We start from the raw sequence: 12,964 nt of genomic DNA on the forward strand, positions 1-12,964 counted from the left end.
TTGGAATCATATTTTAAATGTTCTATCTGGCTACTTTAAATACCTTTAAAATATTTTGTGTCCGAATTTTAATTAGATATATACCTGCAGGATACTGACACAGTTGAAATTCATTGTCCTTCAAATTAGTCTGCACATCAAGCAGTTCGCCAGATGCTGAATAAATACACAATTGCTCCAATGGAACCTCTGAAAGAAATTTTATCCACCCTGTATTCCTATCATAAATATAATCAATATCAAGATACTTATTTTTCTCAACAGAAGTTTGCTTCAAAATTTCATAAAGGCCAGCTACGGTATTCAACTTTCCCATTCCATATTTTCCATTAGGTAATTCTCCCGTATATATATCTTCAGTAGCGGTTTTTTGAATAATTTCTTTCACTTCATAGACTGTAAGTTCAGGATTCGCTTCAAGCCACAGAGCCAATGTACCGGTCACAACAGGTGTTGCCATTGAGGTGCCATTAGCCATCCCCCATGAATATTTTCTTCCGGATATATCTTCTATTTCCAATGCTTTATCAGCGGTCGCTACACTATAGGAAGCTGCATAAGAATTGAAAGATGAGATAACAGTAGCTCCTGGAGCCACCACATCCGGTTTTATACGTCCATCATAAGTCGGTCCCTTTCCCGAAAGCGGATAAAGATGAAATTTAGACCAATCCGAACGATGTACCGTCCCTAAAATATCCGTATATTCCTCTTTAGACACATAGGCACCTACAGAAATAATCTCGAATCCTGTTGCTGTACAAGCAATAGTATAATCCGTACTTCCTTCCATATACCCTTCTTTTCCTGCTGACGAAAAATAACCATAATCACAATTAATCATATATTTTCCCTGGTTAGAAGAAAGAGCAATCTCCCAAACTTCTGATTCCGGTTTCGTATAAGACAGATAAACATTAAAAGCAGGATTATTATTTATAAGATTCACATCAGACGAAATGTTCAGAACCGCATCATTTTTTTCTTCCGATCCAAATCCAGTATAACTTTTGCTCCACTTTTCACCCGATATAAAACTCTCGGAGAAAAGTAATTTATTACTCAGTGTATCTTTTAAACTAATGGTAACAGTGTAAGTTGATCCTACTACACCTTGAATAAAAAGATTATCCCTATCATAAGAGGGAGGGACTAAATAGCTTTTAATTTCTTTCTGTGCCTCATTAAATGTACCGGTCAAAGTCGTTTTCCGATGTCCCTCATTACCAGCAGCAATAGATAAGAGCTTTCCCTGTTTACCTTTCATCAAATTATCAATCAAAATGGAAAAGCTATCCGTACCATCTTTGTATCCCAATACAGTACCCATACTTAAATTGATAGAAATGGGCTTATTTTTCTCATCGGCATAATGCAATAAAAAATCAATACCATCCAATATGCCTTGTTCCGTCCCATTTACTGAAATCAAAACAATTTCCGATTTAGGAGCTATCCCCTTATAAACATTATCCCAACTTCCTGTAGCTATTCCGGCCACATGTGTCCCATGTGTTTCACCAGACATATCACGCTTAGCTACCAATATCTGTTCTGTAGTTGAATATTCCAGTCCGTATCCATAAGATGAGTTAGAAGTCACCAAAAATTGATTCTGATCCCATACATATCGTATTCTACAATCTCCATTTTCATCTCTGAAATTTGGATGTGTAAAATCAAATCCACGATCTATGATACCTATAATAGTTCCTTCACCCTGATAGGAAGTAGGTAAACCTATTCCGACATGCACCTCATCCACATGTGTCAATATTCTAACAGAGTCCATCATTAAATGTACCTCCTTCCCAGCATCTACATCAAGAACCGTTTCTTCTTTTGCAAAAGATTCAAGAATATCCATCGGAATCACAGCTGTATAAAGACCGTTATATCCCACATTCAAATGAACATTATAGCAACTACATAAATCCTCCACGTTGGCTCCAGGGCTCAGACGAACATAAGCAAAAAGAGATTCCACACCGGAAACAACATTTCTATTTTTTTTTAATGATTGATAGGATTGAATTTTAGAAACTGTTGCTGCAGAAAATTTAGGTGAATAATCACAATATTCCACCTGAGCTATACAGCATAATGGCAATACAAACAATAAAAAAATTCCAATGACAGAGGATTTCATAAGGATATAGTTTAAAAATAAAAAGAGAGGCCATCCCTTTCATAAAGACGACCCCTCCAAGAGAGAATTTTATTTAATCGCAATTTTAGTTATGTGTTGTTGTCCGTCCGCTTTTACCATCACAATATATATACCCTTATCTAAGATAATTACGGAGTCACCACTTTGAATTGTTTTATCAATAATTGTTCTACCAGTCATATCCATAACGATAACCTCTCCGCTCTCAGATGATTCAAATGTAACATATACAGCTTGGTTTTCCACAAACAACTCACAATCAAGTTCTTGTTGGGTTGCTTGCATTCCTGTAGTACCGGAAATCTGCCAAGCAAGAATTGGTAACCCTTCATTAACCGTATTAACATCCGCTACCCACGGAGCTGGACTCTGTGTCCCATTTAGTACATTCAAAAAGTCTACAGACAACATTTCATCATTGGTTTTAGAGGTTACTCCGGCATGTTCATTTTCAACACCATCAGCTTCCAGAAAATAACAATTTTCAATTATAACACCTGCATCAATATCCCCTACTACTCCCATAGGAGTATCATCTATTACAAAAAGACCTGCATTGTAACAATTACTGATACGACCAGAACATAGATAACCTATCACCCCAGCAGGAGTAAAACCCGTAGAATAAATCATGCCATTATTGTAGCAGTTCTCTACAATAAAATCTTTATCAGCAAATCCTATAATCCCAGCAGCATATGTTGTCCCCGTAACCATACCTCTATTATAACAATTCGCAATTTTGCCATTTTCACCACCACCAACGAGACCACCGGATATCATACCGGATTTCATATCAATAGTTCCTTCATTATAACAATACTGGACAAGTCCACCTTTCATATACCCCACTAAAGCACCAGTCTGATCCATTCCTTCGATTGTTGATTTCTCTCCGATTCCTAAATTCTGAATAATCGCTCCTTTGCCAATACAACCAAACAATCCAGTTCCACCCACAGACATTTCATCAATATAATAAATATGAATATTATCTATCTTTTTGCCATTTCCGTCAAACACTCCCGAAAAACATTTTGAGGCTTCAATTATACCTTGATCTTCTCCCTGATTGGGATTACTTGTATCTATATAATCATCATACATTCCGATCGGATCAAACTTTAATCCTTTGTCGGCTCCCATATCCAGATCCTTAGTCAGTAAAAAGAATTTTCCCGCATAAGTTTCTCCCGCAAGAACCTGTTCTGCCAAAAAAGCCAGATGTTGCCCATTTTCGATTAAATAGGGTTTTTCACTGCTTCCATCTCCATTAGTCCATGAAGCACTAGTACCATCCCATGGTTCCTGTGCACTAACCGCGATTGCCATAATCGCCATTAATAATTATAAGTAATACTTCTTCATAAGTTGTAAATATTTTATTAATTAGACATAAAAAAATAATTTATTAATAAATAAGTATAATGTCGTTAAAGCATCTATCTCTCCGGAATTGTAAAACTTTCTTCAAATGCTGTTCCAGACACGATTCCCCATTGTCCGTTCAGATCTACCAAGAACTGAATTTGCATAATAACTGTCTTCTGATCAGCATCCAAATATCCCGTTCCTATGGCATAACCCGTTCCGTATTCAGCATGTAAAAAAGCCCTCTGTTGTTCAATCGTCGCTATTCCATTTTTATCTAAATCAACACGTATATCACCATTCTTCACATAACAATCTTTAATAATGTAGAAAGGAGCCTCTTCAGCTTTTAGAATGGTAACCTCTTTTGAAGTCCCTAAAAATTGGGAAGTGTAAATTCCTTTTTCTTCAAACTCTACCCAAGTAGGTTTTCTACTAAGTGACAAAACCAAAGATGATTTACCGAATGTAGATAAAGCAGTAGATTCACCTGCACCTATTACGATATTCGCTTTTGCTTTTGTTAAATAATCCAGTTTACTTAAATCTATTTTAAGTTTGATATTGGTACAGTTTTGGCCTTCCTTAAAAGTAACAACTTCATCTTCCAAACTGATAAAATCTCTTCCAGGCGCTTCAGTACCATCTGGATTTTGTTGAAACAGCAGACGTGCCGTTATGCTTGCCTGTCCTTGAGTACCTTCACGGTAAACGGGAATATTCAATAAGTTTTCAGTCTTTTCCAATTCCTTGTTTAACTTATCTATCTGAAAAGAAAAATAGTTATTGGTATCTGATTCATAAACCAATTTTTCATTGTCATGATCACAAGCTGCGAACAGAGACAAGGCACAAATAATTAATATATATTTTCTAATATTCATATAGTTGTCTATTTAAATTTCGATATCAATACTTTTTATTTACAGAGGATTCTGATCAGCAATCGGATCCATATTAATATTACCATCAAATTCACTTTGGGGTATCGTCAAAATAAAACCTTTATAATCCGGTTGCCTCGTTTCATCACTTAACTTAACCACATGGTTAGAACCTTCATAATCTCTATAATACCCAACCCGGAGTCGAAGAACATCAAATAATCTTCCGGTTTCTCCCCACAATTCGATACGCCGTTGAAGCAAAATTTCATCCAATAGCGTTTTTATTTCCGGACTGGTTCCTGTTCCATAGACATCTACTGACATCTCCTTACTATCACTGACCTTATCCAGACGATTACGAACGTAGCTACGTTCACGAATCGTACCAAATGTTTCCATCAATGTCCGCGCCTCTCCATAGCGTTCCAACCGACAAAGAGCTTCCGCTTCCGTAAGAAGTAGCTCCTCTGCACGCATATAAATATTATCTCCTAAATAAGATGTCACATCACTAAAAGTGAACTTTGTAGTACAATAGCTCTTCTGAGGTCCGAAAGAAGCTTCCAAAGCAGTTGCTATTTCACCTTTCCACCAACTGATACGACGAATGTCCTGCAATCCCATTTGCTTGTATAACCAAGCACTAATACATTTACGATCATAGGATCCATGCATCCCGGCAGTAGCATCCATATGACCAAAGAATGATGCATATGCACCTATCTGGTCACTTTTTTGTATTTCTGCTCCCCAAAGTACAGATACCATTCCCAACTGATTGAAACCTTTAGTCAAATCAGAAGTTCCGGCCAATTTGAGATCTGGTTTCTCAAGAGCAATCTGTGCAGCATCCAACGCATCCTTCCAACGATTTTGCACCAATGCAATGCGTGACTTTATTCCATTCGCTACATAATAGTCAATATGAGATTTATGTATTTGTGTGACCCCTTGTTCTTCCGCATCTTTCAACAAAGAGATACCTCTCTCAATATCCTTATTAATACGTGCATATACCTCCTCCACCGTTCCTCGTGGGTTACCCGGAGTGGAAGAAGTAGTCGGTGTTATATACAAAGGAACACCCGGTGCTTGTTCATGACCAATATACGTCTGTTGATAGAACTGTATCAAATGAAAATAGCACAGTGCCCTAAGAGAATAAGCTTGCCCAAAAAGGTTATCTTTTTGAGCTGGTAATCCATTTAGATTATCCTCATGAGCAAGAATATAATTTAGATTAGAAATCAATGTATAATAAAAATTCCACTCGGAATAGGAACGAAACAAAGGACTGGAATAGAAATTGCGTTCCTGCAAATTATAATCCATAGAAAACCAGCCTTTCACAGTGGAAGAAAGTACCATATCATCTCCCATAAAATCGGAAACCAACATAGTTGACATATATCCGAAAGCATGCGTCGAGTTGTCACCCGCCCAACCGGTTGAATACATCAAACGGTATACACCGTTCATGGCTACCATTCCTCCCTCCACATCCTTGAACAAAACATTCCCCGAAATCTGATCTGTAGGGTTCGTATTCAGGTTATCTGAGCAGGAAACATGCATCAGTACACAAGCCATGACAAAAGCTATATAATAAATCTTTTTCATATATTATCTGAAATTATTTAGAATTTAATATCGATACCCAAAGAGAATGTCTTAGTCGGTGCATAAGTATACCCTACTGTACCTGTAAAGTTATATTGTGGATCCATTCCTTTCAAATGTGTAAACAAAGCAATATTATCTGCTGTAGCATACACTCTGATGTTTTCCATTTTGATTTTCTGAAGCCACTTCTTCGATAAACTGTATCCCAAAGTAATATTCTTAATTGCAAAATAAGAGGCATTTATCAAATCCTGATCCGTCACACGAATTTGCTGATCCCACATAATTTTAGGAACATCAGTTATGTCTCCCGGTTTCTGCCAACGACGCAAAGCATTTTTATGCCATACATATCCTTTGTATCCCACGTTCATCATACTTCCATAAACCCCGTCAAGCATTTCTCCACCAATCGAATAAGTAGTCAAAATAGAAAGATCGAATCCTTTATAACGAAAATCATTTGTCAAACTACCATATAAATCCGGAATACGATTACCAACTACCTCACGGCTATTTGTCGTCAAAGTGACATCATCCGTTTTATATCTGGGAACAATTTTATTATTCTTATCACGATCTACCCAATAGAGCTGATTACCTGTCAATGGGTCTACCCCTGCAGATACAGGTAAATAAAAGGAATTCACAGCTTCTCCCTCTCTAAAAATATTAGAGCCGGAAATAATCTCGGGTTTATCAGCCAGTTTCAAAATTTTATTTCGGATATGGCTGGCCATAGCAGTAAGTGTCCATTCAAAAGCCGAACCTTTAAAGATCTCAACAGATGCTGTAATATCCACACCAATATTACGCATACTCCCCACATTAGCCGGATACGAGTCAAAGCCGGTAGAAGTAGCTTTAGGCATATTCAGCAACAGATCTTTAGTATGTTTGTTAAAGAACTCGGCAGTAAGAGATAATCTGTCAAAAAGCCGTGCCTCGATTCCGATATTAAGATTTTCATTCTTTTCCCATTTCAAGTCTTTATTTTCCAAAGAATTAATGCCAGCACCATTGAAACTGCCATTTGCCAATAAAGTATACAAGCTCTGATATGCATAAAAGCTACCAATGTTATCATTTCCCTGAGATCCAAAACTGGCTTTTAAAGTCAAATTATTAATCCAATTTACCGATTGCATGAAATTTTCCTGAGAAACTCTCCAAGAAGCTCCTAAAGACCAGAACTGTCCCCAACGACTATCTCTATAAAAACGAGAAGAACCATCTGTACGGAAACTACCGGATACATAATATTTTTCCCCGAAGTTATAATTAATACGGCTCAGATATGACTCGATACTATATTTGTCAGTCTGCGAGCTGGCTGCACTTAAAGTCGCTGCCGCCGAAAGTTCGAACAAACCTCCAAAAGGAAATCCCGTTTTTTGCGCCCCTAAGAAATTCTGTTTTAATTGATAATATTCGTGCCCCACCAACAAATCAAGCTCATGAGAACCGAATTCCCGTTTGTAAGTTAAAAGTTGATTAAAAGTGTAGCTCAATTTACGCTGTGCAGCCTTTGTCAGACTTCCGGAAATAGTTGCAGCATTTCCTGTATATGGATTGTTATATGTCATCTCCTGTGTATTAAAATAATCCAATCCAAAATTAGCCGTCAAAGTAAACCCTCTCCATGTGCCGTATTTTTCATCATCAGTAGACAACTGTATATAGGTTCTGGCGTTAAAATTATCCCGCGTACTATTTTCTTTATCTTCATGCAGCAAAGCTATTGCATTTGAATTCGACAGAGCAATTCTATTCAAACCATAGTCATAAATCCGGTTGCCATTAGCATCTAAATTAAACGAACCGTCCGTATTATGTTCATACACCGGATAGATCGGTGCCATAATCTGAGTAGTATACCACAAATTAGAAACGACTGAACCAGACGCACTATTATAATTTGTTCCGGTTTGCGCAAAAGAGGCATTCAAACCAAGTTTTAGCCAATCTCTGGCCTGGCTATCAATATTGACACGTCCGGAGTAACGTTCAAACTCAGTAGTCTGTAATAACCCTTGTTCATTCAAATATCCCATTGACACTAAATACTGAGTCTTAGAATTCCCCCCTGTAACAGCAAGCTGGTACTCTTGTCTCAAAGGATTATGAGTAGTGATTTCATCTTTCCAGTCCTCATGGTATTTCAAATTGGCGGCTGGATTAATCTTTCCCGTCATAGGATCAATCAACTGATTCAACGGCATGTCAAAAGGATTATACTGTTCATTGATACCCAAAATACCTTTTGCTGTACCTTTCATAACTTCCAAAGCTTGAATTCCTGCCAATTCCGGATCAACCCCATTCGTATAGATCAATTCATTCTTATATGCATCAAAAGCAAGCTCTAAATATTCTGCCTCATTTACCGTCTCATAACGTGGCAATGCCCTTTGTGAAATACCCCAATTTGCTTTTAAGTTAATAGAGATGTGGCCGTCATCTTTTTTCCCACGTTTAGTTGTGATCATAATCACCCCATTTGCACCACGTGAACCATACAAAGCACCTGCAGATGCATCTTTTAGCACAGTAACCGATTCTATATCATTAGGATTGAGCGTATTCAATGCTCCATCAAAAGGCACTCCGTCAATCACATACAAAGGTGTGTTTGCTGCCGAAATAGATCCGAAGCCACGTATGATCATAGAAGCTCCCTCACCCGGTTGTCCACTTCCCGATGTGCTCTGCACACCTGCGACCGTACCTTCCAAGGCTTTAGAAACATCTGCCACCACCCGTTTTTCAATACGATCTTGCTTAACAACTTCCGCCGATCCTGTAAATGAACTTTTTTTCGCAGTACCATAAGCTACCACCACTACTTCTTCCAGTTGCTCTGCATTCTCCCTCATTACAATCTGCAGATTTTTCTGATGATTTACCGGAATATCTTCGGTATTAAAACCAATATAAGATACTGTCAATACCCCATCAGCAGGTACATCATTCAGAGAAAATTGGCCATTATAGTCAGTAATAGTTCCCAATGTTGTACCTTTTATCTGAATACTGGCTCCAATCACCGGTTCTCCAGCATGATCCCGTACTATAAGTGATGTTTCCATTCTTAGAACGGGAATTCTTGATTTCTTTACCTTTACTAACAGAGATCGTTTTATCTGTTCTTTTAAAACTTAATCCGGTTTGTGCTGAAATAAGATCCAAAACATTCTGCAACGAAGCACCTCTTACATCCAACGTCACCAACGATACTGTATTCAAAACCGAAGGATCATAGAAAAAATTAAAATCAGTTTCTTTCCCCAATCTTTTCAGAACCTTCTCTACCGATTCGTCTTTCACACTTAGCGTAATGTTGTCCTTGTCAGTTTCCTGTGCTATACAAGCATTGGAAATTCCCCATAGAAACAAGGTAAATACCATGACACCCACCATTAACCTGTGTTTTCTTTCTGTCATAAGATTAATATTCTTTTAAGTTATGTATAAATTATATTTCCGGATGTTTCCACTATTATATAATTAATGGTATAATATGATACAACCATTTTCCTGTTTATATTTTATGCCTGTGACATACTCAATGGATTGCAATACAGAATGAAGGCTCTTATTATCATGGTCACCACTAAGCAAACAATTTATATTTTGTTCCGGAGCAATCTTAATTTTACAATTATAAATACGTTCCAAATCTTTTATCACATCATTCAGAGGAGTATTGTTATAGTGTAACTTATTTTGCAACCAAGTCATTACCTGTTTATGATCCGCTTTCTTTTTTACATACTCATTAGAAGATGTATTGATCTGTACCTGTTCATCTGCTACCAATCTCATCATAGCATCAGATAAGTCAACCTCCACCTTTCCGCTCTCTACACTAATTTGTGCAATCTCATTATCAGGATAAGCTTTAACATCAAAACTGGTTCCCAATACTTTCACATCAAAATCACTGGTTCGAACAATAAAAGGTTTCTTTTCGTTTCGCATAACCTGAAAATATGCTTCACCATTTAACTCAATTTTTCTTTCTTTCCCATCAAAATGCTCCGGATACTTTAAAGTAGTACAGGCATTCATGTTTACTACCGAGCCGTCCGGTAGAACCCATTCTTTTTTTTCACCAAACGATGTAGACACTTCCGTATATAGAATCTTTTCAGACCGTCCAAACTGTATATAAGGAACACCTATACCAACCATCAACAACACAGCACAAACAGCTACCCATCTCATACATTTTACTTTCCGCAACGGACGTCTTTCTATTTTCTTAAGAAGTCGGGCAGCCTCCTGCTTATACTGTTCGTGTTCCATATCGCATACATACGGTTGGTACTTCATGCTCTCTTCCCATATTTCATCAGAAATTTCCTCAAAAGCACTTTGCATATCACGATCCTGCATACTTTTTAACAGGTCGGATACTTCCGATTTGCTATATAAGCCATCTAAATAACGACGTATTTTTTGTCGGTTTGCTTTTTCCTTTTTCATAAAAATTACAAGTATAAAAAATCTGCTTGCATATAGTAAATACACAAGAGATAAAAACATCTATGGAGAGTTTAACCTTTATTAAGAATTAAGGATAAAAAGTAATAGCAAAAGATCAGTGTACGCACCGTTGTGTTTAGTAAAATAGGCACGTATTATTTTCAAAGAAGTAGAAATATGCTCTTGCACTGTATTTACGGAGATACCTAATGTCTGTGCAATTTCTTTGTGAGACAGTTCCTGAGTTCTGCTCATCTCAAAGATTTCTCTTTGCCGTGGTGTCAGTTTCTCCATAGCCTGCACCATCTGTTCCATAAAATCTTTTGAGAATGTCCTTTCCTCTGTACTATCGTTTGCATCTACAGCTTGAGACAACAAAATAATCTTTCAATTGCTCCTGATACTCCAAATCACGCAACATATTTAGAATGCGGTTTCGCATGATAGTGTACAAATATGCAGAAAAAGATGAATCCAAATTAATAAACTTACGACTTTGCCAAACAATAGTAAATGTATCCTGAAAAATATCTTCTGCAAAATCCCGGGACTTGAGATACCTCATAGCAAAATATATCAGTCTGTTTCTGTAAATGGAATATAGTTCACAGAAAGCATTCTCATCATCATTTATAAGTTTTAATACAAGTTCCCGTTCTTGCGAAGGTGAAGTGTTGGAATACATATTTATTGCCATTTTCTACTAAGAATACGAGATGCAAACCTATATTTTTTTTCTGTAATATGCAAATTTGTACAGATTAAATATATAAAGTCCAAAATAGAAATCCAGTGAAAAATAAAACTAAAACCAAACAAAAGTTATCAAAAGTTCATACCAAACATACGATCCAAGAACAAATAGTTACGAAAGAAAAAGCACAAACATGAAAATCAAAGGAAGTCCTTTCCTATCTTCATATTGCATTCTTACTGAAAATATTATAGAATTTAATATCTTTGTATCAGACTTAAAACAGCATTCACCCCTTTATCCACACCTATATTACATGAAACAACCTAACCCTAACAACCCGACCAGAGAAGAAATGTGGGCCAAGCAGCACTTATCTGCTTCGGAGATTGATTACAAAATATGGGAATCAGACAAACAGATGCTCCACCAAATGTCGAAATTGAGTCGGAACTGCACATTTGTCGTTGATGTCTATAAATGCAAATACACTTTCGCCTCTTCCAACTTTATAGACTTTTTGGGATATGACCAGCATAAAATAGCCACATTGGAAAAGCAAGGAGACTACTTGGAGTCACGTATTCATCCGGACGATTTATCACAATTAAAAACACTTCAAGTCAATCTTGGACAATTCATTTACGACTTACCGCCTGCTCAAAGGAATGATTATTGTAATATTTATAGTTTTCGGGTATTGAATGGCAAGCAACAATATGTACGGATGATCAGTAAACAACGGGTTTTAGAACAAAGTCATAGCGGGAAAGCCTGGCTCATTTTAGGAAATATGGATATTGCCCCTAATCAGAAAGAGTCCGATCGGATAGATTACACCGTACTTAATCTAAAGACCGGTGAACTATTTTCTCCAACTTTGCCGCCTACTCCCCAAATGAATCTGACGGGAAGAGAAATAGAAATATTGCGCCTTATCCAAAAAGGCCGGTTAAGTAAAGAGATTGCCGACAAATTTAACATCAGCATTCATACGGTAAACATCCACCGGCAGAACCTGTTACATAAATTAAGGGCAGAGAATTCGATTGAGGCTATAAATATCGGAATAGAATCCGGTTTGTTGAGCTAAATCATAAAAGTCTCAAACAAATACTGCAATATTTACGGCATCCACTCTACAATCCCTGTTACAGGATGCTGCTTTCTCCATTCCACAAATTCCGAATAATTCCTTACTCCACCCTGAATTACAGCTTGATAATATTCCACCCCCATAATATGTTCCGTGTCCGGTGTTTCATACTTCAAGGTTAAAATAGTACGTCTTATTTCCTCAGTCATAACCTCCAAAAGACGTTTAGCAACTTGCTCAAAATAACCATCGTACCGCGATCCTTTTAATAGATGAATCATATCGATCTGCCAAAGTTTATTCTCCCGATCCTGATACCAAGCATGCCACTCCACACAAGCCTCAACAGTATGCAGTAGATTCACGCACTCTATCTTTTTTATGGATGGATTCTCCGCCAATTCAGACATTGCCCGAAAACTATCAGAGATTTCCAAAGGGAAAGAATAAATATGAAAATCAATATCCCGGTGCCTCATCAACAGCCCTGTACTCAAGGACCCCACCAGATTAACTTCGGCACCGATTCCCTCCCATATCCGAATGATATCGGTATCCATTATCACTTCCCAAGCTCTTTGCTGGTTTCTCTTTGCTACTTCAAGAATATCCATTTCTCTCTTTTCGAATATGAG

The 12,964-nt window shown here is 37.3% G+C and carries 9 protein-coding genes and 1 pseudogene; 1 reads left to right on the plus strand and 9 read right to left on the minus strand.

Features of this window, described 5'->3' with window-relative positions; genetic code table 11:
* Nucleotides 1–22 precede the first annotated feature (22 nt).
* From RB604_RS00435 to RB604_RS00470, 8 genes and pseudogenes are all read right to left on the minus strand, one after another.
* Nucleotides 23–1,987: a S8 family peptidase gene (locus RB604_RS00435; RefSeq protein WP_309007549.1), complete on the minus strand. Its 1,965-nt coding sequence runs from the start codon at nt 1,985–1,987 to the stop codon at nt 23–25.
* Nucleotides 1,988–2,218: 231 nt separating this feature from the next.
* Nucleotides 2,219–3,502 carry a T9SS type A sorting domain-containing protein gene (locus RB604_RS00440; RefSeq protein WP_165354001.1) on the minus strand — a complete coding sequence of 428 codons (1,284 nt, stop codon included), beginning with the start codon at nt 3,500–3,502 and terminating at the stop codon, nt 2,219–2,221.
* Nucleotides 3,503–3,612: 110 nt separating this feature from the next.
* Nucleotides 3,613–4,425: a hypothetical protein gene (locus RB604_RS00445; protein ID WP_055295243.1), complete on the minus strand. Its 813-nt coding sequence runs from the start codon at nt 4,423–4,425 to the stop codon at nt 3,613–3,615.
* 39 nt (nt 4,426–4,464) lie between these two features.
* Nucleotides 4,465–6,048, minus strand: coding sequence for a RagB/SusD family nutrient uptake outer membrane protein (locus RB604_RS00450; protein WP_055295245.1), 1,584 nt, complete (start codon nt 6,046–6,048; stop codon nt 4,465–4,467).
* Nucleotides 6,049–6,065: 17 nt separating this feature from the next.
* On the minus strand, nt 6,066–9,140 hold the full coding sequence (locus RB604_RS00455; protein ID WP_082430622.1) for a SusC/RagA family TonB-linked outer membrane protein: 3,075 nt from the start codon (nt 9,138–9,140) through the stop codon (nt 6,066–6,068).
* The gene (locus RB604_RS00460; protein ID WP_082430623.1) at nt 9,046–9,495 is read right to left on the minus strand and encodes an STN domain-containing protein; all 450 of its coding nucleotides are present in this window, start codon (nt 9,493–9,495) and stop codon (nt 9,046–9,048) included. Before RB604_RS00460 ends, RB604_RS00455 begins: the two co-directional genes overlap by 95 nt.
* A 63-nt stretch (nt 9,496–9,558) precedes the next feature.
* The gene (locus RB604_RS00465; RefSeq protein ID WP_055295377.1) at nt 9,559–10,539 is read right to left on the minus strand and encodes a FecR family protein; all 981 of its coding nucleotides are present in this window, start codon (nt 10,537–10,539) and stop codon (nt 9,559–9,561) included.
* Nucleotides 10,540–10,620: 81 nt separating this feature from the next.
* Nucleotides 10,621–11,224 (minus strand): annotated as a pseudogene (locus RB604_RS00470) (RNA polymerase sigma-70 factor).
* Nucleotides 11,225–11,549: 325 nt separating this feature from the next.
* On the opposite strand from RB604_RS00470, the gene RB604_RS00475 reads away from it, so the two are divergent.
* Nucleotides 11,550–12,326 (plus strand): response regulator transcription factor, encoded by a 777-nt coding sequence (locus RB604_RS00475; protein WP_229103622.1) that lies wholly within the window; start codon nt 11,550–11,552, stop codon nt 12,324–12,326.
* 32 nt (nt 12,327–12,358) lie between these two features.
* On the opposite strand, the gene RB604_RS00480 is transcribed toward RB604_RS00475, so the two are convergent.
* Nucleotides 12,359–12,943, minus strand: a complete 585-nt coding sequence (locus RB604_RS00480; RefSeq protein ID WP_055295249.1) for a hypothetical protein — start codon at nt 12,941–12,943, stop codon at nt 12,359–12,361.
* Nucleotides 12,944–12,964: the final 21 nt, after the last annotated feature.

This window comes from Bacteroides salyersiae, from assembly GCF_031172035.1.
Lineage (GTDB): Bacteria > Bacteroidota > Bacteroidia > Bacteroidales > Bacteroidaceae > Bacteroides > Bacteroides salyersiae.

What these genes read in the sequence shown, in the direction of transcription:
- RB604_RS00440 (WP_165354001.1), bottom strand. Translation starts at nt 3,502, where the DNA reads ATGGCAATCGCGGTTAGTGCACAGGAACCATGGGATGGTACTAGTGCT.
- RB604_RS00445 (WP_055295243.1), bottom strand. Translation starts at nt 4,425, where the DNA reads ATGAATATTAGAAAATATATATTAATTATTTGTGCCTTGTCTCTGTTC.
- RB604_RS00450 (WP_055295245.1), bottom strand. Translation starts at nt 6,048, where the DNA reads ATGAAAAAGATTTATTATATAGCTTTTGTCATGGCTTGTGTACTGATG.
- RB604_RS00455 (WP_082430622.1), bottom strand. Translation starts at nt 9,140, where the DNA reads ATGGAAACATCACTTATAGTACGGGATCATGCTGGAGAACCGGTGATT.
- RB604_RS00460 (WP_082430623.1), bottom strand. Translation starts at nt 9,495, where the DNA reads ATGACAGAAAGAAAACACAGGTTAATGGTGGGTGTCATGGTATTTACC.
- RB604_RS00465 (WP_055295377.1), bottom strand. Translation starts at nt 10,539, where the DNA reads ATGAAAAAGGAAAAAGCAAACCGACAAAAAATACGTCGTTATTTAGAT.
- RB604_RS00475 (WP_229103622.1), top strand. Translation starts at nt 11,550, where the DNA reads ATGAAACAACCTAACCCTAACAACCCGACCAGAGAAGAAATGTGGGCC.
- RB604_RS00480 (WP_055295249.1), bottom strand. Translation starts at nt 12,943, where the DNA reads ATGGATATTCTTGAAGTAGCAAAGAGAAACCAGCAAAGAGCTTGGGAA.